Source organism: Streptomyces sp. STR69 (assembly GCF_024519455.1).
In the GTDB taxonomy this organism is placed as follows: domain Bacteria; phylum Actinomycetota; class Actinomycetes; order Streptomycetales; family Streptomycetaceae; genus Streptomyces.
The window spans coordinates 270,003-295,152 of sequence record NZ_JALJRY010000001.1 but is presented as its reverse complement, the minus strand read 5'-3'; the positions used below and the strand labels follow the sequence as shown (position 1 = coordinate 295,152).

Below are 25,150 nucleotides of genomic sequence, written 5' to 3'. Positions count from 1 at the left end.
CGGCAGCTTGGTCGGCGGGCAGGCCCACCGCGTCCGCGAGTTCCGCCCGCGCCGCGCCCTCGGCACCGTCCGCGAGGAGGGCCAGCAGCGGCCACACCCCGGCCGCCGAGAACACCGTGCCGCCGCAGGCGGCCCCGGCCCACCGCGCGGTGAGCGCGTTCACCGCGCGGACCGTCGTCTTCGGAACCCGCATTCCGCCCCCGTTCACCCCGTGCTTAACATGCGCGAGTCGTACGTCAGTTCCGCACCTGAAGATCTCCGGCTCCGCGGGTGCAGCCCTCCCGCCGAAGATCCCCCGCCCGAACCAGGAGCACGGTACCCGTGTCCATACCCCCGCCGCCGGAACCCCAAGGGCCGACCGGCCAGGACCCCGAAGGCCCCCAGGACCGGCCCCCGGGCCCGGCTCCTCTCCCGCAGGCGCCCGCCACCCCGTACAACCCGTACGCCCCGCCGCCCGAGGGCGCCCACGGGACGCCACAGCCCCAACCCCCTTACGGGGCACACCCGCAGAGCCCGTATGCGCCGCCGCAGACCCCGTACACCCCGTACCCCCAAGGTCCCCCGCCTCCCGGCCTCTACGGCCCCCAGCCCTACCAGACCTGGACCCAGGGCTACAGCCCGTACAACCACCCCGCGCCCCTCAACGGCATGTCCGTCGCCGCTCTGGTGCTCGGCATCCTCTGCTGCATCCCGGGCGTCGGACTGGTCCTCGGGCTGATCGGGCTGAACCAGACGAAGAAGCGGGGCGAGCGCGGCCGGGGCATGGCGGTGGCCGGCATCGTGCTCTCGTCGTTCGGGCTGGTGCTGTGGGCGCTCGGGCTGGCCGGCGCGGCGACCGGCTTCTTCGACGACGTCGAGGTCAGCGGGGGGAACAGCGCGAGCGCCTCCCCCGGGAAGGGGCAGTGCTTCGACGCGCCCAGCGGTTCGCTGGAGGGCATGGCGTACGACTTCGACGTGGTGTCCTGCGCGGGCGAGCACGACGGCGAGGTGTTCGCCGTGGTGCGCATGAGCGGCGACTCGTACCCGGGGGACAAGAAGGTCACGGCCACCGCGGACGACCGGTGCTACGCGCTCCAGGACTCCTACGCGATGGACGGCTGGGCCGTACCCGACGACGTGGACATCTACTACGTCACCCCGACCTCGGAGAGCTGGAGTCTGGGCGACCGCGAGATCACCTGCGTGTTCGGCAACACCGACGAGGAGGCGAGTCTGCCCGGCGGTTCGCTGCGCAACGACGCCACGACCCTGGACGCGGACCAGGTCGCGTATCTGAAGGCGGCCCACGTCCTCAACGCGGCGCTGGACTCGGCGCCCGACGCGCGGTACGTCGAGGACGACCTGCCGGGGCACAGGGCGTGGGCGGGCCGGGTCTCGGCCGCGCTGACCCAGCAGGCCGATCTGCTGGCCGCCCACGAGTGGCCGGATGCCTCCGCGAAGCCGGTCGCGGCCCTGGTCAAGGACCTGCGGGCGGCGCAGAAGCAGTGGGCGAAGGCGGCCGGGGCCTCCGACGCCGACGAGTTCTACGGGTACTACGACAAGGGCGCCGAGCTCATCGACCCCCATCAGTCGGTCACCGCCCGCAAGGCTCTGGGGCTCGCCACGACCCCGCCCGCGTACGACGAGGGCGACAGCGGCGGGGACAGCGGGGGAGGCGATACCGGTCTGGAGGTGTGACGGCCTCTATAGCGGGGAGAAACTGCCTGGGTAAAGCCCACGCCGGGCACAAGTCATCACATCGAGTGATTCTCTGGCCTTTGCTTGCATGGCACAACCCACGGTTGCCAGGCTGTTGCTGTCTGTACAACCTGATGGGAGCGGCCAGTGACATTCGGTGAGCAGCCGGCGTATCTGCGCGTCGCGGGTGATCTCCGCAAGAAGATCGTCGACGGCAGGCTGCCCCCGCACACCCGGCTGCCCTCGCAGGCCAGAATCCGCGAGGAGTACGGCGTCTCGGACACGGTCGCCCTGGAGGCGCGCAAGGTGCTGATGGCCGAGGGGCTGGTCGAGGGCCGCTCCGGCTCGGGGACCTATGTGCGCGAGCGTCCCGTGCCGCGCCGTATCGCCCGCTCCGGGTTCCGGCCGCCCGCCGGCGCGACACCGTTCCGGCAGGAGCAGGCCGACGGCGAGGCGCGCGGCACCTGGGAGTCCAGCAGCGAGCAGACCGAGGCAGGCGGCGCGATCGCCGAGCGGCTCGGCCTCCAGGCCGGCGAGCGCGTGATGCGCACGAAGTACGTGTTCCGGGACGCCGGCGAGACGATGATGCTCTCCACGTCCTGGGAACCCCTCGCGGTGACCGGCCGTACGCCCGTGATGCTGCCCGAGGAGGGCCCGCTCGGCGGCATGGGGGTCGTCGAGCGGATGCGGGCCATCGACGTCGTCGTGGACAACGTCACCGAGGAGGTCGGCGCCCGGCCCGGCCTCTCCGAGGAACTGCTCGCGCTGGGCGGTGTCCCCGGGCATGTGGTCCTGGTCATCCAGCGCACGTACTACGCCTCGGGGCGTGCGGTGGAGACGGCCGACGTGGTCGTCCCGGCCGACCGGTACCGGATCGCCTACCACCTTCCCGTGAAGTAGCGCGCCGAGTGGCACGTTGGGTGCATTCCAGGTGAAGTAGCGCTACTTTCCCGGCACTTGTCGCCGGAACCGGTCAATCCGCCCTGCCTTGACGGCCGTTGGATTCCGGTCTTTCTCGCAGGTCGCTCGCGGGACCTGTAGCGTGCCTCCGGCCGGATGCATCGAGGTGTGCCAACGGCGCGTTCGTAGTCGTGCGCCCCCTCCGTCATGGCTGGTTGCGTACCTCTTCGTGAAAAGCCGTGTTCGCTGCGTGAAGGTTAGGCGTAGGCTCCGGCATATGCGGATTGCGGTTTCCTTATGCGGTGGGGCACGGCACGAACCGCGAGCGGGAAGCGGAGGGGCGCGATGAACGACGGCACGATCACTCTTCCCTGGCTCGTGATAAGGCAGGACGACAACGGCAATCGCTACCGCGTGGGCAGGTACGCGACCCGCGCCGAGGCCCAGAAGATCGCGGACAGCCTCGACGACCGCAAGCACAAGCAGCTCTACTGGGTCGAGCGGATCGGGCAGAACGGGGACGCCACCCGCAACTGACCGCACCCCGTAGGCTCCGGCGCATGACGACACGGATCGTGGTGGTCGGAGCCGCCCTGTTCGACGACGGCGACGGCGGCCACGGCGGCCGGCTGCTCGCCGCACGCCGCAGCGCACCCCCCGAACTGGCCGGGCGCTGGGAGCTCCCCGGCGGCAAAGTGGAGCCCGGTGAGCGCCCCGACGCCGCGCTGGTGCGCGAACTCCACGAGGAACTCGGCGTCGACGCCGAGACCGTCGCCCGCGTCCCGGGGGAGTGGCCGCTGAAGCCGCCGTACGTCCTCCAGGTCTGGACGGCCCGGCTGCTCCCCGGTTCGCCCCGCCCGCGCCCCCTGCAGGACCACGACGAGCTGCGCTGGCTCGCCCCCGCGGACATCTGGACCGTCGACTGGCTCGACCCGGACGTGCCCGCCGTACGGGAGACGCTCGCGCTCCTCGATGCCGGGGCGCGCTGAACCCGTCGTAGGCCGGGACGAGCCGGGCGTGCCGAACCCGCCGTAGTTCGTGGCGGACGGGCGCGCCGGATGCACATGGGGGGCGGGACGGCGGAGTGCGCCGGGCTCGTTGTACGCCGTTCGTGCCACACTGCGCCCTCCGGGGCGATACCGGGCCCTTGATATCGGGTATGTGCCCATTAACCCCATGAAATCGGACATGGGTGTGCTGGGCCGGCCCGGGATGTGATCGGCTTGATCGACACCGAAGGCGACCGCGCCGAGTGGACCTTTCCCGCCGACCCCGGAGCCGTCCGCACCGCGCGCTCGGCCGTCCGCGGTCAACTGCGCGACTGGGACCTCGGCGCCCTCGACGACATCGCGACGCTGCTGGTCAGCGAGCTGGTGACCAACGCGCTGCGGCACGCCACGGGCCCCATCGGCGTCCGCCTGGTCCGCCCCGCGCGCCCGGGCGGCGTCCTGCTCGTCGAGGTCTCCGACCCGCTTCCCGACCCGCCGCGCGAGCGCGTCGCCCGCCCCGAGGACGAGAGCGGACGTGGCCTCCAGCTGGTCGCCGACGCCTGCGTCCGCTGGGGCACCCGGCCCGGGGAGGCGGGCAAGACGGTGTGGTTCGAACTCGCGGTGCCGGGATGAACCCGGGCCGGCGCGCGGGCGCACGCTCCTGTACGAACCGGACAGTGGTGTCCATCGATTGGTCAAGGCCTGTGACGGTTGTCGATCGGCGTGGTTCGACTGCGTGTCCGCTGGTTAGAAGACTGGGAGTGTTGTCGCGGGACGGTCCGAAATGCATCGGGATTGTCCTGTGATCGTGAACACCGTGTTGTGGGGCGCCGTAGTGCTGGATACTGCGGGCAGCCGCCCCCGGTGACCGGTGCCGGACGCGGTGAGCTGGAGGGGACGGTTCGCGTGAGCGAGATACCAGCGAAGGCCACGGAGTCCGAGGACCCGTCGGGCGGCGCGAGGGCTGATGCCGTGGGCTTCGCCGACGTGCCCTCCGTCGACGCCATGTCCGTCGGCGACGCCATGTGGCAGAGCAGCCCACCCGGCTCGATCTACGACTACATCAAGGTCGCCTCCTTCTCCATCGGCCCCGACGGGCTGGTCGACCAGTGGAGCCTGCGGGCCGAGCAGCTCTTCGGCATCCCCACGGAGCACGCGGTCGGCATGGACCCCATCGAGGCGTTCGTCGACCCCGAGCTGCGGGAGCGCGGCCAGCGGAAGATGGCCGAGATCCTGGACGGCCGGGAGTGGACCGGTGTGGTGCCTTTCCGGGTGCCGGAGACCGCGGACGGCGATCCGGGCAAGGAGGGTCTCGCCGAGGTCTATGTGATGCCGACCCGGACCGAGGAGGGCGAGCGGGCCGCCGTCTGCATCGTCGTCGACGTCCGTATCCTGCGCCGGATAGAGACCGATCTCGCCGCCTCGCAGTCGATATTCGGTCAATCTCCGTTCGGTTTCCTGCTGATCGACCCCGACCTGCGGGTCCGGCGCGCCAACCAGCAGATCGCCAACACCTTCGGCGGCACCCCCGACGACCACCGGGGCAACGGCGTCCAGGACTATCTGCAGAGCCCCGAGGCCGAGCGGGTCACCGCGACCCTGCGCCGGGTCCTGGAGACCGGCAACTCGATAACGGACATGCAGGTCAGTGGATTCGTACCCGGATCCGAGGAGCGCCGGCACTGGTCCATCAACCTCTACCGCGTGCACAGCGGCAGCGGGCGCCCCATCGGCATCGCCTGGCTCGGCACCGACGTCACCGCCCGCCGCGCCGCCGCCCGCGAGGCCGCCTCCGCACGGCGCAATCTCGCCCTTCTGAACGAGGTCGGCGCCCGCATCGGGAACTCCCTCGACCTGGAGACCACCGCCCGCGAACTCCTCGACATCGTCGTCCCCGGCTTCTGCGACCTGGCGACCGTCGACCTCTACCAGGGCCTGCTGGCCGGCGACGAGACCCCGCCCGGGCGGGCCGACGGCAGCGCGGAAGTGCGCCGGGTGGCCTTCGCCAGCGCGGTCTCCGACGCCCCCTTCGTCGGCGGCGGCGCACCCGTCGCCGTCAACGCGGTCCACCACTACCCCTTCAACTCGCCCTGCGCGGACGCCCTGCGCACCGCCCGCCCGCAGTACGTCCCCGCCGAGGAGGGCGGCCCCGTCCAGTCCACGCTGGCCGTGCCGATGGTCGCCCACGACACCGTCGTAGGACTCGTGCAGTTCGCCCGGACGAAGGGCAGCGAGCCGTTCGGCGACCGGGACCGGGACCTCGCGGTGGAGATGGCGGCACGGGCCGCCGTCTGCATCGACAACGCCCGCCTCTACCGGCGCGAACACGAACGGGCGTTGATACTGCAACGCTCGCTCCTCCCGCCCGGCGACCCGGAGGCATCCGGCCTCGACATCGCCTGCCGCTATCTGCCCGGGAACGCGGCGACGGAGGTCGGCGGCGACTGGTTCGACGTCATCGAACTCCCCGGCCACCGCACGGCGTTGGTCGTCGGCGACGTCATGGGCCGCGGACTGCGCGCGGCCGTCGCGATGGGTGAACTGCGCACGGCGGTACGGACGTTGGCGCTGCTGGATCTGGAACCGGCGGAGGTGTTGTCCGCCCTGGACGAGATCGCGCGCGGCCTCGGCACCCCCGGCGGCGTCCAGCAGGCCACCCGGGCCGCCCGCCGCCCCCGCGAGGCCGACCTCTCCGAGGTGTACCTCGCGACCTGCATCTACGCCGTCTACGACTCGGTGACCAGGCGGTGCACCTTCGCCAACGCGGGGCATCTCCCGCCGGTCCTGGTGGAACCCGGCGAGGCGGCGCTGATGCTCGACGTCCCGCCCGGCATGCCGCTCGGCGTCGGCGGCGAGCCCTTCGAGGAGGTGGAGGTCGAACTGCCCGAAGGCGCACTGTTGGCGCTCTACACGGATGGACTGGTCGAATCCCGCGACCACCCCCTCGACGAGGGCCTCCAGGCCTTCGTGGGCGCCCTGACCGACCCCAACCGCCCGTCGCACGACGGCCCTCCGTCCACGGCCGCGGCACTCAACGCCGAGACCCACCGCGACCTGGAGGACGTCTGCGACCACGTCCTCAGCACCCTCGACACCCACCACGGCGAGGACGACATCGCGCTGCTGATGGCCCGCGTCCAGGGTCTGCCCGAGGACTCCGTCGGCGACTGGACGCTGCCGCGCGAGCCGCGCAGCGTGGGCCGCGCCCGCGAGTACGCGCGCGCCCGACTCCAGTCCTGGGACCTCGAACCCCTCATCGACACCACGGAGTTGCTGGTCAGCGAACTGGTGACGAACGCACTCCGGTACGGCGAGGGCGAGATCAGGCTACGGCTGTTGCTGGACCGCACGTTGGTGTGCGAGGTCTGGGACGCGGGTCTGGTCCAGCCGCGCCGCCGCCGCGCCCGCGACACCGACGAGGGCGGCCGGGGCCTCCAACTGGTCGGCCTCCTGTCGGCGGCCTGGGGCTCACGCAGGACCCCCCGCGGCAAGACGGTGTGGTTCGAACTCCCGCTGCCGGACGGCGAAACCGGCATGGTGGACCCGGCGGAGGCGCTGCTCAGCCTGTTCTGACGGAGCTGGAGGCGGGCCTATCCCGGGTGGGGTTCCCCGCGTTTCCGGGTGTCCGGTCCGCCGAAGGCGAGTGGCGGGCCGCCGTCCGGATCCTCACCGAGCAGCACCCCGCCGAGGACGGCTCCGCTCGTGTGCTCGGCGCCGCCGGAGTACGGATTGCCGTGCATACGGACGTCCTGCTCGGCCAACTCCCGCGCCTCCAGCGCGGGTTCGTCGGCCGCGGCGGGATCGGTGCCGAGCAGCCGTTCCGCCGTCGCCAGCAGGGTCCGCGCGCCGGCGCCGACCGCACCCCGGTGCGTCGCCACGAATCCGTCCGCCGCACGGACGTCACCGCGGCCGACGAGCCACGCGGCGGCACCGAGCACACCGTCCTGCCCGGCGCCCAGCGCCGACACGGCCCGCACGATGCTCCGCAGGGCGCCGAGGGGGTCGTACGGACGGTCGCCGGTCAGTTCCTCCCGTACGGCGGCGAGGGCGGCGTCGGTGTCGTCCAGGAGGGAGCGGGACGCACCGTCGACTGCCCCGGCGGCTGCCTGCGCCCTTGCCCTCTCCCGCTCCGCCTCCGCGCCGGTGAGCGCGGCCGGGACCAAGTCGGCAGCTTCGGCGAGGGAGTCGGCGAGCTGGTCGACGCCGGTCAGGAGGGTGTCGGCCTGACCGACGGCGCCCTCGGCGGCACGCAGCTCGCGCACCGCCTGCTCGGTTCGCTCCAAGTCGGCTGCCTGGCGGGCCTGGTTGAGATGAGTCGTGGCGAACACCAGCCGGTCCTTGGCCTGTTCGACGTATCCGGTGACTGCGTCGGTGGCCGATGCCGGGTAGTGGGCGTGCAGGCCGGCGAGTGTGGCTTCTACGGCCCCGCTACGGCCGGTCAGTTCACGGAACCGCCCCTCCGCGACCTCCAGCGCCCCGCTCATCTCCCGCTCCAGCGCCCGGAGTCGATCGAACCCCGGGGCTGCGGCATCCAGTCGCCGCCCGGCCTCGGCACACCGCCCGACGATGCCGGCGAGTGCCTGGCGGCGAGCCGCTTCCTCTTCACCGCCCTCCGGGACGCCTTGGCCGTAGCGCAGGTGTATCGCGAAGGCGGCGGCGAGTTCGCGCTCGGCCTCCCGCAGGATCCGGTGGAACGGTTCGACGGCTGCCGGCCCGGACCGGGCCTCGGCGAAGGAGAGTTCCGCCCGGCTGGTGCGTACGCAGTCGTCGGCCTGGACGAGCGCGGCACCGGCCTGGCGTTCCAGTAGGGGCAGTGGAGTCACGGGGGGCCGGGACGACACCACGGGTGGTACTACGGGTGCCGCCACCCCGGGAGTCGTACGGGTACGGGCCCTACGGGTACGCCGTACATATCCGTACCCCGCGAGTATCCCCACTCCGCCGACTGCGGCGAGCGGCAGGACGAGGTCGGCAGCGGACGTTCCGTCGGCCTCCTGGTCGGCGGCGGCCCCCTGCCCGGCCCGGCCGGCGGTGGGCCCGGCCCGGGTGGCCGCAACCGGAACCTCCGCATTGATCGTCATCACCGGCAACACCAGCCACACGACCCCGGCCGCCCCACCCAGCACGGCATGCGCCACCCGCACGGATATGTGAGAGGCCGCGCGTCGCGGCCGGCCGCGTATCAAGGATGACGTCACATTTCGGAGCGTATGAGCAGGAATGCGGTCGCGCGACCGGGATGCGCCCAGGGTGGGGCAAGGGGCAGCTCCGGGGGCGAGTGAGGCGAGAGGTGTACGGCCACGGGGAGGGGAGACGCGGGGATGACGCAGGCGGAGGGCATGGACGGGGGCGCGGACGCGAGCGCAGGGGTGAGGACGGATACCGGCGCGGGGGCGGATCAAGGGACGGGCGCGGACGCGAGCGCAGGGGTGAGGACGGATACCGGCGAGAGGGCGGATCAAGGGACGGACGCGGAGACGGACCGGCGGGCGGAGGGGGACCTTGGGGGCGAGGGGGAGCCGGAAACGTCGGCGGGACCTCGGGTCGGGGTGACGGATGAGGGCGAGGGCGCAGTCGCGGAGAGCGTGGAGGGCGAGGTCGCGGAGGGCGCGGAGGTCGCGGAGGTCGCGGAGGTCGCGGAGGGCGGCGGACTCGCCGAGGGTGTCGGAGCCGCTGAGACCGTCGAAGCCGTCGAGCCTGCGGAGACCGCTTTGGCCGTCGGGACTGCGGAGACCTCAGAGGCCGTGGAGGATGCCGAGCCGGCCAAGGGTGTTGAGGTCGCGGAGGTTGCCAAGGGCACTGAGCGTGCCGAGGTCACAGAGGCTGCCGAAGTCCCAGAGGTCGTGGAGGGTGCCGAGGCTGTCGAGGTCGCGGGGGTCGCCGAGGTTGCTGAGAGTGCCGAGGTCGCAGAGGCTGCCGAAGTCCCAGAGGTCGTGGAGGATGCCGAGGCTGTCAAGGTCACGGAGGTCACGGAGGTCACGGAGGTCACGGAGGTCGCGAGGGTTGCCGAGGTCGCAGAGCGTGCCGAGATCACAGAGGCCGCTGACGCCCCAGAGGCTGCCGACCCGGCCGAGGGCCCCGACCCCGTCAAGTCCGCCGTACGACCGAGGAAGTGGGTCCGCCGGACCCGTCGTGTCGTCCTCGCGCTCGTCCTCCTCCTGCTTCTCCCCACCCTCGCCGCCGAGATCGCCCTGCGTGTGAACTACACCGGTGACCCCGTAGGCGGCACCTACACCAGGAACCAGGACGCGATCTGGCTGGGCCACGCCTGGGTGGACGGGCGGAAGACCGACTCGGATGTCACCGCGCTGGCCCGCCGGCTGAAAGGCACCGGTATCCGTGACCTGTACGTCCATTCGGGGCCCCTGGAACACGACGGCACCCTCCCCGAGTCGGACTACCCCAGAGCTACCTGGCTGATCGAGTCGGTCCACCGTGCGCTTCCCGGGGTCCGTGTCCAGGCCTGGCTGGGCGACAAGCTCGCCACCGAGAGCCCGGACGGTCTGCGGCTGCAGCGCGCGGCGACCCGCGATGCGATCGTCGCCTCCACCCGCCAGATCCTCGCCGCCGGCTTCGAGGGCGCCCACTTCGACCTGGAACCCCTGCACTCCGGCGACCGCGACTACCTCGGCCTCCTCGACAGACTCCACGAGGTCACCAGGGCCCGGAACGCCCAACTCTCCGTCGCCGCCCACCAGATCGACCCGCTCCCCGCCTTCCACTCCTTCTGGGGGACCCTCACCAACCATCCCAAGTGGTGGTCGCAGGCGTACTTCGGCCAGGTCGCCCGCCGCGTCGACCAGATCGCCGTCATGTCGTACGACACGATGCAGCCCCTGCAGAGCCTCTACGGCGGCTACGTCGCGCAGCAGACCTCGCTCGCCCTGGAGGTCACCCCGGACTCCACCGACCTCCTGATGGGCCTGCCCTTCTTCCACGAGAACCGCTTCGGCCACCGGGGCGCCGCCGAGACCGTCCCCGCCGCCGTCCGGGGCGTACGGCTCGGCCTGTCCCGCACGGACGCGGACCGCGCGAACTTCGGCGTCGCCCTGTACGTGGACTTCGCGGCGACGGAGGCGGACTGGACGGCGTACCGGGAGGGTTGGGTGCGCTGAGCGCGTGCCCGAATGCCGTGAAAATACAGTGCCGTTCACAGGCCGGGGTGCGATGATCCACGTGGCCTGAAGGGGGTGGGCGATGCTGTGGACGACGCTTGGCGCGTTGGCCTGTGTGCTGATGGCGGTGCCCGGAGTGATCGCGCTGACAACGGGCCGGCTCCCGCCGCAGCTGCGAGGCAGTGTCGTACGACCGGAGTTGTGGGGCTACGGCGGGTTGATGTCGGCCGTGGGCCTGGGGACCGAGGCGTCCCTGCGCTGGCTGACGTTCATCGACTTCTTCGGAGCACTGGGCTTTGTCCTGATCCTCCTGGGCTTTCTGCTCCAGTCGCGCGCCAAGAGGCTTCCCGCGCCCCGGTGACCGCCACCCGCAAGACCCTCACCCGCGCCGACCTGTCCCCCTTCGCCCGCGCCGTCGGCCACGCGCTGAACGACGTGACCCGTATCCGGGGCGGTTCGAAGAAGGGCGTCTACCGGCTGGCCCTCGACGACGGTTCGAGCGCCGTCGCCTACGTCTGGTCCCCGGACGAGGACCTCTGGGACGCCGGCCCCGGGGACCCCCGCGACCCGTTCTCCCACGCGTCCGGACTCGACCTCTTCACGGCGGCGGCGAACCGCCTCGCCGCAGCCGGCGTCCGCGCGCCCCGACTCCTCCACACCGACCGCACCCACACCCACCTCCCGGCGGACGTGGCGATCGTCGAGGACCTTCCTGGTGGCACCCTGGAGGATCTGCTGGACGGTGACCTGCCCGCCGTACCGAAGGCAGAGGCGCTGGAGCGGACGGCGGCCCTGCTCGACACCCTGCACGCGTGCACGGGTCCGCGCTTCGGGAAGATCGCGGTCGTCGACAACGGCGGTTCCTCGTACGGCGGTTCGTGCGAGGGGATCGTCGTCGCACGCGCCCTCTGCGCCCTCGACGAACTCATCGCGCGGGAGCCCCGAGTCGCCGCCGTGCAGAGTCAACTGGCCGACAGGCTCGGGGCGTTGGCCGCGCGGGTCCGCCCGCGCGCCGAGCCCCCCGCTCTCATCCACGGTGAACTCGGCCCCGACCACGTCCGCGTGACCCCCGACGGCGACCTCGCCCTCATCGACATCGAGGGGTTGATGTACTTCGACGTCGAGTGGGAGCACGTTTTCCTCGACCTGCGCTTCGGCCACCACTACGACGCCCTGCGCACCGGGAACCTCGACCCCGCCCGCCTGCGCCTCTACCGCCTGGCCATGCATCTCTCCCTGGTGGCGGGCCCGCTGCGTCTCCTGGACGTAGGCGACTTCCACGACCCGGAATTCATGCGGGGCATCGCCGAACACAACCTGGGCCAGGTCCTCACCCGTCTGAAGAACGCCTCCTGATCTTCGACCCCAGCCACACCAGCGGGTCGTACTTGCGGTCAACTGCCCGTTCCTTCAAGGGAATCAGTGCGTTGTCCGTGATGTGGATGCCCTCGGGGCAGACCTCGGTGCAGCACTTGGTGATGTTGCAGTAGCCGAGGCCGTGTTCGTCCTGGGCGGTCTTCTTGCGGTCCAGGCCGGACTCCGAGGCCGCGTCCAGCGGGTGCATGTCCAACTCCGCGACCCGCATGAGGAATCGGGGGCCGGCGAACGCCGTCTTGTTCTCCTCGTGGTCGCGGACCACATGGCAGGTGTCCTGGCACAGGAAGCACTCGATGCACTTGCGGAACTCCTGCGAGCGGTCGACGTCCTCCTGCATCATCCGGTACTCGCCGGGAGCGACGCCTTTCGGCGGTACGAACGCCGGAACCTCCCTGGCCTTCTGGTAGTTGAAGCCCACGTCCGTGACGAGATCGCGGACCACCGGGAAGGCGCGCAGCGGGGTGACGGTGATCGTCTCCTCGCGGGTGAACGTCGACATGCGGGTCATGCACATCAGCCGGGGGCGCCCGTTGATCTCCGCCGAGCACGAACCGCACTTGCCCGCCTTGCAGTTCCAGCGCACGGCGAGGTCGGAGGCCTGGGTGGCCTGGATGCGGTGGATGATGTCGAGGATCACCTCGCCGTCGTTGACCTCGACCTCGAAGTCCTTCAGGCCGCCGCCCTCGACGTCCCCCCGCCACACCTTGAAGCGGGCCTCGTAGCTGCTCACTCGTACAGCTCCTCTTCGGCGAGGTACTTGACCAGCTCTTCCTTCTCGAAGAGGGCGAGCAGGTCGGCGCGGATGGGGTCGGTCGTCTCGCGGGTCAGGCCGATCTGGGCGGACACCGGATCCGTGCCGCCCAACCCGCCCGTGGGATCGGTGAGTTGGCAGATCAGGTTGATGCGGCGCCAGTCGCGGTTCATGCCGGGGTGGTCCTCGCGGGTGTGTCCGCCGCGCGACTCGGTGCGCTCCAGGGCGGCCCGGGCCACGCACTCGCTGACCAGCAGCATGTTGCGGAGGTCGAGCGCGAGGTGCCAGCCCGGGTTGAACTGGCGGTGGCCCTCGACGCCGGCCCGTCGGGCCCGTACCCGCAGATCGGCGAGTTTCTCCAGCGCCTGTTCCATCTCGCCCTCGCGGCGGATGATGCCGACGAGGTCGTTCATGGTCTGCTGGAGTTCCTGGTGGAGGGTGTACGGGTTCTCCGGTGGACGCCCGTTCTCCTTGCCCGGTTCGGGGCCCTCCGCCGAGAAGGGGCGCAGTGCCTCCGCCGCCGCGAGGTCCACCTCGGTGTCGTCGACCAGCGGGCGGCTGTCCGCCAGGTCGGCCGCGTGGTCCGCCGCGTGCCAGCCCGCCCTGCGGCCGAACACCAGCAGGTCGGAGAGGGAGTTGCCGCCGAGCCGGTTGGAGCCGTGCATACCGCCGGCCACCTCACCGGCCGCGAACAGCCCCGGTACGCCGCGCGCCGCCGCCGTGTCCGACTCGACCGCGATGCCGCCCATCACGTAGTGACAGGTCGGCCCGACCTCCATCGCCTCCGCCGTGATGTCGACGTCGGCCAGCTCCTTGAACTGGTGGTACATGGACGGGAGTCGGCGTCGGATCACCTCCGCCGGCATGCGTGTCGACACGTCCAGGAAGACTCCGCCGTGCGGTGAGCCGCGGCCCGCCTTCACCTCGGAGTTGATGGCGCGGGCGACCTCGTCGCGGGGGAGCAGTTCGGGGGGACGGCGGTTGTTGTCGGGGTCCTCGTACCAGCGGTCGCCCTCGGCCTCCGACTCGGCGTACTTCTCCTTGAAGACGTCGGGGATGTAGTCGAACATGAACCGCTTGTTCTCGGAGTTGCGCAGTACTCCGCCGTCGCCGCGCACCGACTCGGTGACGAGGATGCCCTTCACGGACGGCGGCCAGACCATGCCGGTCGGGTGGAACTGCACGAACTCCATGTTGAGCAGGGGCGCGCCCGCCAGCAGCGCCAGCGCGTGGCCGTCGCCCGTGTACTCCCAGGAGTTGGACGTCACCTTGAAGGACTTGCCGATCCCGCCGGTCGCGATCACCACGGAGGGCGCTTCGAGGACCAGGAAGCGGCCGGTCTCGCGCTCGTAGGCGAAGACCCCGGAGACCCGGTTGCCGTCCTTCAACACCCGTGTCACGGTGCATTCCTGATAGACCTTCAGACGCGACTCGTACTCGCCGGTCTCCTTGTGGTCCTCCTGCTGGAGCGACACGATCTTCTGCTGGAGCGTGCGGATCAGCTCAAGTCCCGTACGGTCGCCGACGTGGGCGAGGCGTGGGTACTCGTGGCCGCCGAAGTTGCGCTGGGAGATCCGGCCGTCCTGGGTGCGGTCGAAGAGGGCGCCCCAGGTCTCCAACTCCCAGACCCGGTCCGGGGCTTCCTTCGCGTGCAGCTCGGACATGCGCCACTGGTTGAGGAACTTGCCGCCGCGCAGGGTGTCGCGGAAGTGGACCTGCCAGTTGTCGCCGGAGTTGACGTTGCCCATCGCCGCCGCGATGCCGCCCTCGGCCATCACCGTATGGGCCTTGCCGAACAGCGACTTGCAGATCACCGCCGTACGGGCACCGCGCTCGCGCGCCTCGATGGCGGCCCGCAGACCGGCGCCACCGGCACCGACCACGACGACGTCCCACTCCTGTCGCTCGACCACGGACATCAGAAGAACCTCGGATCGTTGAAAGCGCCGGAGGCGACCAGGTACACGTAGAAGTCGGCAGCCGCCACGCTGATCAACGACGCCCAGGCGAGCTGCATATGACGGTTGTTCAGCTTCCCCACGAACTTCCACGCCTTGTAGCGCACGGGATGCTTGGAGAAGTGCTTGAGCTTGCCGCCGACGATGTGCCGGCAGGAGTGGCAGGAGAGGGTGTACGCCCAGATCAGCACGATGTTGGCCAGGAAGACGAGGGTGCCCAGGCCCATGTGGCCCCAGTGGTAGTGCTCGTCGCGGAAGGTCAGCACGGTGTCGTAGGTCAGGGTGCCCGCCACCAGGAGCGCCGCGTAGAAGAAGTACCGGTGGACGTTCTGCAGGATCAGCGGGAAGCGGGTCTCACCGCTGTACTTCTTGTGCGGCTCGGCCACCGCGCAGGCCGGGGGCGAGGCCCAGAAGCCGCGGTAGTAGGCCTTGCGGTAGTAGTAGCAGGTCAGGCGGAAGCCGAGCGGGAAGACCAGGATGATGATGGCGGGGGAGATGCCCCACCAGCTCCCGAAGAGGTCGGCGTTCGGGCCCGCGTGCATGGTGCTGCACCGCTCGGCAAGACAGGGCGAGTAGAACGGCGAGACGTAGGGCGCCGAGTAGTAGTTCGAGTCCGCGAAGGCCCGCCAGGTCGAGTAGACGACGAAGGCGAGCAGTCCGGCGGCGGTGACGGCAGGGGCCAGCCACCAGCGGTCGGTCCGCAGATGCGGGGCGTCGATCGCGGCGCGCGTACCGGTGTGTACGCCGCCGATCTTCGGTTGGGGTTCCGTACCAGTGGCCAACTTGAAGACTCCGGTCGGTTGCTGGGGACGCTCAGTGGCCGGGGCCGTGGTGGGCGCCGAGTCCCTCGTCGTCCGTGTCCGTCCACAGGCTCTTGTCGTACGGGGCGTCGGAGATGGGGACGAGATCGGGGCGCTTGGGGCGCTCGATCCCTGGTGCGGCGTCGCGCAGCAGCGCGACGCTTTCGCGCAGCCGGTCGGCGTCGGCCTTGACCCTGCGCATCTCCAGGCCGCCGCTGCCGAATTGGTTCTCCAGCCGTCCCACCGACCTGAACAGGTCGTCGAGACAGCGCTGGACTGACGTCAGTTCGTCGTGCACGGACATGACGTGACCTCACTTCCGCGGGCGTCGGCCCTGGACGGCAACGTTCATGCGCCTGCGAGTGTTGCGCGCCACACCTGCCGGTGGGAAGCGGTGTGCACGGATTGGCCGGGGTGCGTTGGTGTGTACGGGGGCAGATTCGAACATTGCGCCGCACGGGTGGGCTTCCCGGCGCCCCTCGCCGTGTCGCCTCACAGGGCCGAACCGTTTCCTCTTCAGTGGCCGCATAGATCTGATCAGCTCCATATACCACCAAAAGCGATCAGAAGCCCGCGGCTTACCGGAGGTAGCAGTGATGTCCCACGACGGCGTCAGACTGCGCGCGGTCATGCGCTCGGTCGCCTTCCTCACCGCGGGCGCGCTCGCGGTGCCCACCCTCTCGGCGTGCAGCTCGGACGACGAGTCGGGCAAGCCGCTGGCCGGACAGGACATCGCGCCCGTCGCGCGTGACCTGGTCGCCGACGGCGGCACCCTGCGCTGGGCCGTCGACGACGTACCCGAGACCCTCAACGCCTTCCAGTCGGACGCCGACGACGCCACCACCCGCGTCGCCCAGGCCGTCCTGCCCGCCATGTTCCGGCTCGACGCGCAGGGCCGCCCGCAGCGCGACGCCGACTACCTGGAGTCCGCGAAGGTCGTCGACACCTCGCCCAAGCAGGTCGTCCTCTACAAGCTCGACCAGCAGGCCGTGTGGAGCGACGGCCGCGAGATCGGTGCCGCCGACTTCGCCGCCCAGTGGCGCGCCCTGTCCGGCAAGGACTCCGCGTACTGGACCGCGCGCAACGCCGGTTACGACCGCATCGAGAAGATCGAGCGCGGCGCCAACAACCTTGAGGTCAAGGTCACCTTCAGCAGGCCGTACGCCGACTGGAAGGCGCTGTTCTCACCGCTGTACCCCAAGGACGTCATGGGCACCCCGGACGCCTTCAACGACGGGGCGCGCCGCAAGCTGAAGGTCACCGCCGGCGCGTTCGCGGTGCAGAAGGTCGACCGCAAGGACAAGGAGATCGTCCTCGCCCGCAACCCGCACTGGTGGGGCCGGCCCGCGAAGCTCTCCCAGCTCGTGCTGGCCGCCGTACCGCTGGACAAGCGGGCCGCCGCGCTCGCCGACGGCACCGTCGACCTCGCCACGATCGACCCCGTCGACGCGAGCCGGATCGCGCTCGCGGGCCGCGCCAAGGGCACCGGTACCCCGCTCCAGGGCGCGAGCGCGAGCGCCACGGGCGACACGGAGAGCAAGGACGAGAACAAGGGCGAGAGCCCCAAGGAGAAGAAGCTCAGCAAGAAGGAGCGCAAGGCGCTCACCAAGTACCTGCGCCAGCAGGACGAGTTGCGTGCCTTCACCGTCCGCCGCTCCTTCGAGCCCGCCTACACGCAGCTCGCCCTCAACGGCTCCGAAGGCCCCCTCGCCGACGAACGCGTCCGGCGTGCCGTGGCCCGCGCGCTCGACCGGGAGGCGCTCGCCAAGGTCGTCCTCACCCCGCTGGGCCTGCCCGCCGTGCCGGTCGGCAGCCACCTCGCGCTCGCCGGACAGGCCGCGTACGCCGACAACAGCGGCGCGCTCGGCGACCACGACACCGCGGAGGCGCAGGCGCTGCTCACCGACGCCGGCTGGGTGGCCGGCGGACCGGTCAAGGAGAAGGGCGAGAAGGCGGCCGGCGCCGAGGGGAAGAAGAGCAAGAAGGCGGCCGACGAGTCGGAGGGCGGCTCCGACGGGCAGTACATCGTCGGCGAGGACAACAAGGACCCCCAGGACCACGCCAAGAAGCACGGGCACGGTGACGAGGGCTCCAAGCACCTCGCCGACGGCAAGCAGTACGACGGCCGCAAGGTGAAGCAGGGCGGGGCGCCCGGCGCGTACGCCCCGAAGGGCACGGCCGCCCCGGCCGGCGCGAAGACGGGCACGCTCGCCAAGGACGGCAAGCCGCTGACCCTGCGCTTCGTGCTCCCCTCCGGGACCGGCTCGGAGTCGCTGAGCGCGGTCGCCGACAGCATCTCCCGGATGCTGGAGAAGGTCGGCATCCGCACCGAGATCACCAAGGTCTCCGACGACAGCTACTTCAAGGACCACATCGCGTCCGGCCAGTACGACCTGGCCCTCTACTCCTGGCCCGCGTCCGCCTACCCCGCCACCGACGCCCGCCCGATCTTCGCCAAGCCGGTCCCGGCCGCGGACGGCTCCCTGAACGTCGAGCAGAACTACACCCGCGTCGGCACCGACCAGGTCGACCAGCTCTTCGACCAGGCCGCCTCCACCCTCGACGAGGACGAGTCCGCAGCCCTGGTCCGCAAGGCCGACGCCCGCATCTGGGCGGCGGCCGGCTCCATCCCCCTCTACCAGCGCCCCCAGCTCACCGCCGCCCGCAGGACCATCGTCAACGCGGGGTCCTTCGGCTTCCAGACCCCGGTCTACGAGGACATGGGCTTCCTGAAGAAGGGGGCCCACCCCTCGGCGAGCCCGTCGGGCCGATAGCGGTCCTGCGCGCTCAGCGGCACGGAGTCGTACGACGCGAACGTGGCCGGACCTCCCCGAAGAGGTCCGGCCACGTTCGCGGTTTCAGATCAGCAGTAGCTCTTCGCCGCCCGCTTGGCGGTTCCCGACGCCGGGCTCTCGGTGCACTTGACGGCGCCCTCGGTCTGGATGTTCCAGCTGTGCCCCTTGCCGGACCCCTTGTTGATGAAGCCCGTTCCACCGTTGTTGCAGGTCTTGGCGTCGTACCAGCCGGCCGCCTTCTTGACCCCGCTGAAGACGACGTACGTCCCCGGCTTGTTGAAGTTGAACGTGACCGACTCGCTCGTCTCCTTGGTCTTCTCCCCGGACTTGGTGAGAGTCCCCGAGATGTGGGCGTCCATGCTGGAGATCACCCAGCTCGCCGAGTAGCTGGCACCGGCGGTGATCTCGCGTCCGGAGGTGACCGTCTTGCGGTACGTCGCCGTCTTCGTGTACGTCCCCGTGCTGTCCTGGGCGATGTTGATCTGCTTGGCGTGGGTGATCACCCAGGCGTTGGTCAGACTCGTCCAGGTGGCGGCCTTGTGCCCCGGTTCGCAGATGACGGGCCGTGCGCTGGCTGCCGAGACCGGTCCGAGCACGACCGAAGCGGTCGCGAGACCGGTAACCGCTGCGAGAGACAGAAGCCTGTTCCCCATGATTGTTTCCCCGTTTCCGAAACTGGCATGGTCGTCCCGCTGGACGGCCGTGCCACGGCATTGCCCCGCCATCGGCAGGGCCACGTCAAATTACAGCTGCGCGATCAGTGGGATCCAAGCGACTTGAGCGAGAATTGAGGTGGAAGGAGCCGGAGTTTCCGGTCTGGGCCAATGGGTCGGCCGGAGGCTTGTGAACCAGTTGTCCGGCCCGGCCGCACACCTCGCGGGGCGTCCGCGGCAGCCCTGCGGAGGCCCCTTCCCCGTACGCCACGTACGATGGGGTAAGGCCGTGGCGTGTCCAGCCCGGCAGGGTCCGCGTAACACAGACGTACGCGCAGGCCTTCCTCACTCTCCGGGAGTACGCCGCAATATGGCCACGCGCCACGACATCCGCAACGTCGCAATCGTCGCCCACGTCGACCACGGGAAGACGACCCTCGTCGACGCCATGCTGAAGCAGGCCGGTGCCTTCGCTGCGCACGCCGCCGAGTCGCTCGACGACCGAATGATGGACTCGAACGACCTGGAGCGTGAGAAGGGCATCACGATCCTGGCCAAGAACACGGCCGTGAAGTACCACCCCAAGGATGGCAGCGATGTCATCACCATCAACATCATCGACACCCCGGGCCACGCCGACTTCGGTGGCGAGGTCGAGCGCGGTCTGTCGATGGTGGACGCGGTGGTGCTGCTCGTCGACGCCTCCGAGGGCCCGCTGCCGCAGACCCGTTTCGTGCTGCGCAAGGCGCTCCAGCAGCGCCTGCCCGTCATCCTCTGCATCAACAAGACGGACCGCCCGGACTCCCGGATCGACGAGGTCGTCAACGAGACCTACGACCTGTTCCTGGACCTGGACGCGGACGAGGAGCAGATCGAGTTCCCGATCGTCTACGCGTGTGCGCGTGACGGTGTCGCCTCGCTGACCAAGCCGGAGAACGGCACGGTCCCGCAGGACAGCGACAGCCTGGAGCCCTTCTTCTCCACGATCCTGTCCCACGTCCCGGCCCCCGAGTTCGACGAGGAGGCCCCGCTCCAGGCGCACGTCACCAACCTGGACGCGGACAACTTCCTCGGCCGTATCGCGCTGCTCCGCGTCGAGCAGGGCGAGCTGCGCAAGGGCCAGACCGTCACGTGGATCAAGCGCGACGGCACCATGTCCAACGTGCGCATCACCGAGCTCCTGATGACCGAGGCGCTCACCCGCAAGCCGGCCGAGATGGCGGGCCCCGGTGACATCTGCGCCGTGGCCGGTATCCCGGACATCATGATCGGCGAGACCCTCGCCGACCCCGAGAACCCGATCGCGCTGCCGCTCATCACGGTCGACGAGCCGGCGATCTCCATGACCATCGGTACGAACACCTCGCCGCTGGTCGGCCGCGGCGGCACCGGCAAGGGCGCCACCGCGAAGGCGGCCGTCAAGGACCGCAAGGTGACGGCCCGTCAGGTCAAGGACCGCCTGGACCGCGAGCTGATCGGTAACGTCTCGCTGCGCGTCCTCGACACCGAGCGTCCCGACGCCTGGGAGGTGCAGGGCCGCGGTGAGCTGGCGCTGGCCATCCTGGTCGAGCAGATGCGCCGCGAGGGCTTCGAGCTGACCATCGGCAAGCCGCAGGTCGTCACGCAGATCATCGACGGCAAGGTGCACGAGCCGGTCGAGCGCATGACGATCGACGTGCCCGAGGAGCACATGGGCGCGGTCACGCAGCTCATGGGCGTCCGCAAGGGCCGGATGGACAACATGTCCAACCACGGCTCGGGCTGGGTCCGCCTGGAGTTCGTCGTCCCGTCCCGCGGTCTCATCGGCTTCCGTACCGAGTTCCTCACCGGTACGCGCGGCACGGGCATCGCCCACTCCATCCACGAGGGCCACGAGCCGTGGTTCGGTGTGCTGACGACCCGTAACAACGGCTCGCTGGTCGCCGACCGCGCCGGTGCCGTCACCGCCTTCGCGATGACGAACCTCCAGGAGCGCGGTGTGCTGTTCACCGACCCCGGCACCGAGGTGTACGAGGGCATGATCGTCGGCGAGAACTCGCGCGCCGACGACATGGACGTGAACATCACCAAGGAGAAGAAGCTCACCAACATGCGCTCGGCCGCCGCCGACTCGTTCGAGGCGATCGTGCCGCCGCGCAAGCTCTCCCTGGAGCAGTCCCTGGAGTTCTGCCGCGACGACGAGTGCGTCGAGGTGACCCCGGAGTCCGTCCGGATCCGCAAGGTCGTTCTCGACCAGAAGGAGCGCGGTCGCTCCGCGAGCCGCGCCAAGCACGCCTGACGCACCGGTACAGCCCAACTGAGCCCGGGCGCCCCCTTCTTGGGGGTGCCCGGGCTCAGTCCGTTCGCTGTGCCCGGCACACGTGCACGACGGGCTACAGGGTTTTCCCTATGATTCAGCCATGGAGACCCCAGGACCTGTGCCCATGGTTCTGTCTCGATAGGGTCGTCCGAATGCGGACCGGCGTTCTGACCGTCCGACGCTCTTCCGGCCTGCGACATGGAGGTTGACCCTCCGGCCGCCGGAAGCAAACGATTTTCCCCTCCGCTCGTCCGCAATGCGGAGAGCCGTGTCCGAAAGTTGTGTAACAAGTCCGTTTCGCAGGCATCTTTCGCCAAACCCTTTGTCCGGATTTTGGAAGATGTGAGCGTCAGCTGTGACTGAATTGAGATTTAAAGACAGTGGTCGGCACCTGGCACATGGCAGATAGTTAGCCGCGTAACGCTCGGGTCAATGGGTCATCGCGCCGTGGGGACGGCGCCGACTCGCGAGCACCAGGGGGTGTCTGACCCTCCGTCAGGGGTGACGGGGGAAAGGCGTCAACCCCCTCCTGTTGGTGAACACGTGGAGTCATGAGGAGGAGCCCCATGCGTGGTGTCACGAACGCCAGGTGGGACACGCCGTCCGTCAGTAGCAACTTCGGCCGCCCATGCGGAGATTGGCTCTGAGGAGTCGGCCGGCAGCCTAGTGCAGCCGCTCAACTACGCGCGTCCGGCTGCGGGATCTCCCGCCGCTCGGGACGTTTCGAACCTCTCTCCTGGATCCGACCGGCGATCGCGCACACCCTGCGCGGATCGTCCGCTCGGCACACCCACACCTGTGAAATGGGCGAACAGTGACAAGTCCTATCGACATTGAGGGCGGCGGAACCTCGGTCGTCGTCGACGGCGAACCAGGGCCGAAGACCGAACCCGAGGCCAAGAAGCTGGAGGGCCGGTCGCCCGGCCAGCTGATGTGGGTCCGCTTCAAGCGCGACCGCACCGGCATCATCTCCGCCTACGTGGTGGGCTTCTTCTTCCTCGTCGGACTCCTCGCTCCGCTGATCTCGAAGCTGTACGGCAAGGACCCGTACACCGTGTACGCGGACGAACGCCCCGAGCTCTTCGACAGCGCGGGTGTGCCGCTGCAGCCCAACGGCGGGATCAGCAGCCAGTTCTGGTTCGGCCTCGAACCGGGCAACGGCTACGACGTGTTCACCAAGCTCATCTACGGCATCCGCACCTCGCTGATGATCTCCGTCTGCGTGACGATCGCGACCGTGCTCACCGGCATCCTGCTCGGTGTCGCGTCCGGCTATCTCGGCGGCAAGCCCGACTACTTCATCAGCCGGGTCATCGACTTCCTCCTCGCCTTCCCCGCCCAGCTCTTCTTCATCGCCAGCATGCCGGTCGTGGTCTCCCTCTTCGTGAGCCCGACCGACGAGACACCGACCTACGTCCGTGTCGTCGCGCTCATCGCGGTGCAGTGGTTCCTGGGCTGGATGAGCCTCGCCCGTATCCTGCGCGGCACCAGTCTGGCGCTGCGCGAACGGGAGTTCATCGAGGCGGCCAGGGTCAGCGGAGCCTCGCCCTGGCGGATCATCAGCAAAGAGATCCTGCCGAACGTGGTCACGCCGATCCTGGTGCAGTCCACGTACATGCTGCCCAACTTCGTGACCGCCGAGGCCGGGCTGTCCTACCTGGGCGTGGGCATCGTCGAACCGACGCCGGACTGGGGACAGATGTTCTCCAAGGCGTCCACCGAACTCGTGATGTCGAACGACATCACCTACATGTTCTTCCCGGGTGTCTCGATGATCATCTTCATCGTGGCCTTCAACCTGCTCGGGGACTCGGTCAGGGACGCCTTCGATCCCAAGACGGCACGCTGACCGTCCGTTGGTGGGCGTCCGCGCCCGGATACCGCACGGCAATACAGCACAGCAATCCAGCACGGCGATCCAGCACGGGAATTCCTTTGTGCACTGGTGACACACAGATGGGTGGAAACTGAGTGATGAGTAGGGGCGGACGCCACGTATACGCCGCGCTCTCCGTGCTCGCGGCCGGGGCTCTTGTGCTCACCGGTTGCAGCAAGGGCGGCAGCGACGCGAGCGACAACAACAAGCAGGACAAGGAGAACGCGGCAAGACAGCAGAAGTCGATCAAGTTCGGCAACGCCGCGGACTCCACCGGACCGGCCGCGGCCGTACCGGGCGCCAAGGCGGGCGGCACGATGGAGGTGCTCCAGCGTGACAGCTACGCCCACCTCGACCCGGCCCAGATCTACGTCTCCGACGAGGGCTCGCTGGCGACCCTGATCCACCGGGGCCTGACGGGCTACAAGGCGAGCGCCAACGGCAAGACGCACGAGGTCGTCGGCGACCTCGCCACCGACTCCGGTACGCCCTCGGACGGCGGCAAGACCTGGAAGTACACCCTCAAGGACGGCATAAAGTTCGCGGACGGCACGCCGATCACGTCCACGGACTTCCGTCAGACCTTCGAGCGGCTCTTCGCGACCTTCATCAACCAGGGCCCGACCTACCTCCAGCAGTGGATGGCCGACACCTCCGGTGTCGACTACCGCAAGCTGCTGCCGGACGGCCCGTACAAGGGCAAGCACCTGCCGAGCACCGTCCTGGAGACCCCGGACGCCAAGACCGTCATCTTCCACTTCAAGTCGCCGCACGCCGACCTGCCGTACGCCCTCGCCATGGCGGGCTATGCCGTCGTGTCGGCCAAGGGTGACACCCAGGTCAAGTACGACAAGGCACCGGTCACGAGCGGCCCGTACAAGATCCAGTCGTTCAAGTCCGGCAAGTCGATGGTGCTCGTGAAGAACACCAACTGGGACCCGAAGACGGACCCGATCCGCAACCAGTACGTGGACCAGTTCAACTTCACGTTCAACCAGCAGTACGAGACGTCCACGAAGGCGCTCCTCGCCGACAGCGGCGCCGACCAGACCGGCCTCAGCTTCAACAACCAGGTCGACGCGGGCAACCTGTCCAGCGTGCTCAAGGACCCGAAGCTGAAGTCCCGCACGATCTCCGGCTACCAGCCGTACGTGGGCCAGATGAACATCAACCTGAGCCACCCGGCCCTGAAGGACAAGACGGTCCGCGAGGCCATCGCCTACGCGCTGCCGGTCACGCCGTTCCTCCGCGCCTACGGCGGCACCGACGCCATGGAGACCGCCGGCGGCACGATCAGCCCGACCGTCTCCGGCTACAACGCCGCGTTCGACCCGTGGGGCAAGAAGAAGAACCCCGCAGGTGACCCGGCCAAGGCCAAGGCGCTGCTGAAGAAGGCCGGCAAGCTCAACATGAAGCTGACCTTCGGCTACATCAACACCCCCGAGGGCCAGCAGTACTCCACCGCCATGGCGGCGGGCCTGAAGAAGGCCGGCTTCGACGTCCAGCGCCAGGAGATCCCGGCCGAGACCTACTACGACCAGGTCAGCAAGCTGAACAACAACTACGACATCTTCCACAGCGCGTGGGGTGCCGACTGGCCGTCCGCCTCGACCGTCATCCCGCCGCTCTACGACGGACGCGTCATCGCCGACGGTGCGCAGAACTACCCGCAGGTCAACGACCCCAAGGTGAACGCCGACATCGACGCGGCGAACAAGATCACCGACCCGGTAAAGGCCGCGGCGGCCTGGGAGAAGATCGACGAGTACCTCGTGAAGGACGTCGTCGCCTTCGTCCCGACCGCGTACTACAAGCAGACCCAGATCGCCGGCTCCAAGGTCGGCGGCCTGGTCTACGACGACGTCATCGGCGGCGTCGACCCGCGTCGCCTGTTCGTCAAGTAACCGCCGTCCGTCCGGCACCCGGTGCTCCTGTCGCCTCCGGGGCGACACACCGGGTG

At 69.7% G+C, this 25,150-nt stretch carries 19 protein-coding genes and 1 pseudogene; 13 read left to right on the top strand and 7 right to left on the bottom strand.

Translation table 11 applies throughout. The features are described 5' to 3' along the window. Positions 1–193: pseudogene (locus OC490_RS01345) on the bottom strand (proteinase inhibitor I4 serpin); the annotation flags it as partial. A 128-nt stretch (positions 194–321) separates the two neighbouring features. On the opposite strand from OC490_RS01345, the gene OC490_RS01340 reads away from it, so the two are divergent. From OC490_RS01340 to OC490_RS01315, 6 genes are all read left to right on the top strand, one after another. Next, entirely contained in the window at positions 322–1,677 is a 1,356-nt protein-coding gene (locus OC490_RS01340) for a DUF4190 domain-containing protein (RefSeq protein WP_262055867.1), read from the top strand. A 147-nt stretch (positions 1,678–1,824) separates the two neighbouring features. Then, the gene (locus OC490_RS01335) at positions 1,825–2,577 is read left to right on the top strand and encodes a GntR family transcriptional regulator (protein ID WP_019072017.1); all 753 of its coding nucleotides are present in this window, start codon (positions 1,825–1,827) and stop codon (positions 2,575–2,577) included. Between the two features lie 345 nt (positions 2,578–2,922). Further along, positions 2,923–3,114 (top strand): SPOR domain-containing protein, encoded by a 192-nt coding sequence (locus OC490_RS01330; protein ID WP_019072018.1) that lies wholly within the window; start codon positions 2,923–2,925, stop codon positions 3,112–3,114. A gap of 23 nt (positions 3,115–3,137) precedes the next feature. Next, positions 3,138–3,566 (top strand): (deoxy)nucleoside triphosphate pyrophosphohydrolase, encoded by a 429-nt coding sequence (locus OC490_RS01325; RefSeq protein ID WP_262055866.1) that lies wholly within the window; start codon positions 3,138–3,140, stop codon positions 3,564–3,566. A 225-nt stretch (positions 3,567–3,791) separates the two neighbouring features. Continuing rightward, positions 3,792–4,199, top strand: a complete 408-nt coding sequence (locus OC490_RS01320) for an ATP-binding protein (protein WP_262055865.1) — start codon at positions 3,792–3,794, stop codon at positions 4,197–4,199. Positions 4,200–4,472: 273 nt separating this feature from the next. Beyond that, on the top strand, positions 4,473–7,139 hold the full coding sequence (locus OC490_RS01315) for a SpoIIE family protein phosphatase (RefSeq protein ID WP_262055864.1): 2,667 nt from the start codon (positions 4,473–4,475) through the stop codon (positions 7,137–7,139). 17 nt (positions 7,140–7,156) lie between these two features. Here the strand turns inward: OC490_RS01315 and OC490_RS01310 are convergent, their stop codons facing one another. After that, positions 7,157–8,647 (bottom strand): hypothetical protein, encoded by a 1,491-nt coding sequence (locus tag OC490_RS01310; RefSeq protein ID WP_410098516.1) that lies wholly within the window; start codon positions 8,645–8,647, stop codon positions 7,157–7,159. 948 nt (positions 8,648–9,595) lie between these two features. Between OC490_RS01310 and OC490_RS01305 the strand changes: the two genes are divergently transcribed. From OC490_RS01305 to OC490_RS01295, 3 genes are all read left to right on the top strand, one after another. After that, entirely contained in the window at positions 9,596–10,681 is a 1,086-nt protein-coding gene (locus OC490_RS01305; RefSeq protein ID WP_262056290.1) for a hypothetical protein, read from the top strand. 82 nt (positions 10,682–10,763) lie between these two features. After that, the gene (locus tag OC490_RS01300) at positions 10,764–11,042 is read left to right on the top strand and encodes a hypothetical protein (protein ID WP_262055862.1); all 279 of its coding nucleotides are present in this window, start codon (positions 10,764–10,766) and stop codon (positions 11,040–11,042) included. Further along, entirely contained in the window at positions 11,039–12,037 is a 999-nt protein-coding gene (locus tag OC490_RS01295; RefSeq protein WP_262055861.1) for a phosphotransferase family protein, read from the top strand. The genes OC490_RS01300 and OC490_RS01295 overlap by 4 nt, the downstream gene beginning before the upstream one ends. Here the strand turns inward: OC490_RS01295 and OC490_RS01290 are convergent. The 4 genes from OC490_RS01290 to OC490_RS01275 are packed head-to-tail and all read right to left on the bottom strand — an operon-like array spanning position 12,012 to position 15,871. Beyond that, positions 12,012–12,788 carry a succinate dehydrogenase/fumarate reductase iron-sulfur subunit gene (locus OC490_RS01290; protein ID WP_262055860.1) on the bottom strand — a complete coding sequence of 259 codons (777 nt, stop codon included), beginning with the start codon at positions 12,786–12,788 and terminating at the stop codon, positions 12,012–12,014. The genes OC490_RS01295 and OC490_RS01290 overlap by 26 nt on opposite strands. Continuing rightward, complete coding sequence (locus OC490_RS01285; protein WP_262055859.1) at positions 12,785–14,728, bottom strand: fumarate reductase/succinate dehydrogenase flavoprotein subunit; 1,944 nt, start codon at positions 14,726–14,728, stop codon at positions 12,785–12,787. Before OC490_RS01285 ends, OC490_RS01290 begins: the two co-directional genes overlap by 4 nt. Further along, positions 14,728–15,549, bottom strand: a complete 822-nt coding sequence (locus OC490_RS01280) for a hypothetical protein (RefSeq protein ID WP_262055858.1) — start codon at positions 15,547–15,549, stop codon at positions 14,728–14,730. The genes OC490_RS01285 and OC490_RS01280 overlap by 1 nt, the downstream gene beginning before the upstream one ends. Before the next feature lie 31 nt (positions 15,550–15,580). Beyond that, positions 15,581–15,871 (bottom strand): hypothetical protein, encoded by a 291-nt coding sequence (locus tag OC490_RS01275; RefSeq protein ID WP_262055857.1) that lies wholly within the window; start codon positions 15,869–15,871, stop codon positions 15,581–15,583. 292 nt (positions 15,872–16,163) lie between these two features. Between OC490_RS01275 and OC490_RS01270 the strand changes: the two genes are divergently transcribed. Beyond that, a complete protein-coding gene (locus OC490_RS01270; protein ID WP_262055856.1) occupies positions 16,164–18,341 on the top strand; it encodes an ABC transporter family substrate-binding protein in 2,178 nt (725 codons plus the stop codon). A gap of 89 nt (positions 18,342–18,430) precedes the next feature. On the opposite strand, the gene OC490_RS01265 is transcribed toward OC490_RS01270, so the two are convergent. Next, on the bottom strand, positions 18,431–19,015 hold the full coding sequence (locus tag OC490_RS01265) for a hypothetical protein (RefSeq protein ID WP_262055855.1): 585 nt from the start codon (positions 19,013–19,015) through the stop codon (positions 18,431–18,433). Between the two features lie 370 nt (positions 19,016–19,385). Between OC490_RS01265 and typA the strand changes: the two genes are divergently transcribed. The 3 genes from typA (at position 19,386) to OC490_RS01250 (ending at position 25,094) form a co-directional block, all read left to right on the top strand. Beyond that, positions 19,386–21,293: a translational GTPase TypA gene (gene typA, locus OC490_RS01260; RefSeq protein ID WP_262055854.1), complete on the top strand. Its 1,908-nt coding sequence runs from the start codon at positions 19,386–19,388 to the stop codon at positions 21,291–21,293. A gap of 835 nt (positions 21,294–22,128) precedes the next feature. Then, positions 22,129–23,163 (top strand): ABC transporter permease, encoded by a 1,035-nt coding sequence (locus tag OC490_RS01255; protein WP_262055853.1) that lies wholly within the window; start codon positions 22,129–22,131, stop codon positions 23,161–23,163. Between the two features lie 125 nt (positions 23,164–23,288). Next, positions 23,289–25,094 carry an ABC transporter substrate-binding protein gene (locus OC490_RS01250; RefSeq protein WP_262055852.1) on the top strand — a complete coding sequence of 602 codons (1,806 nt, stop codon included), beginning with the start codon at positions 23,289–23,291 and terminating at the stop codon, positions 25,092–25,094. Positions 25,095–25,150: the final 56 nt, after the last annotated feature.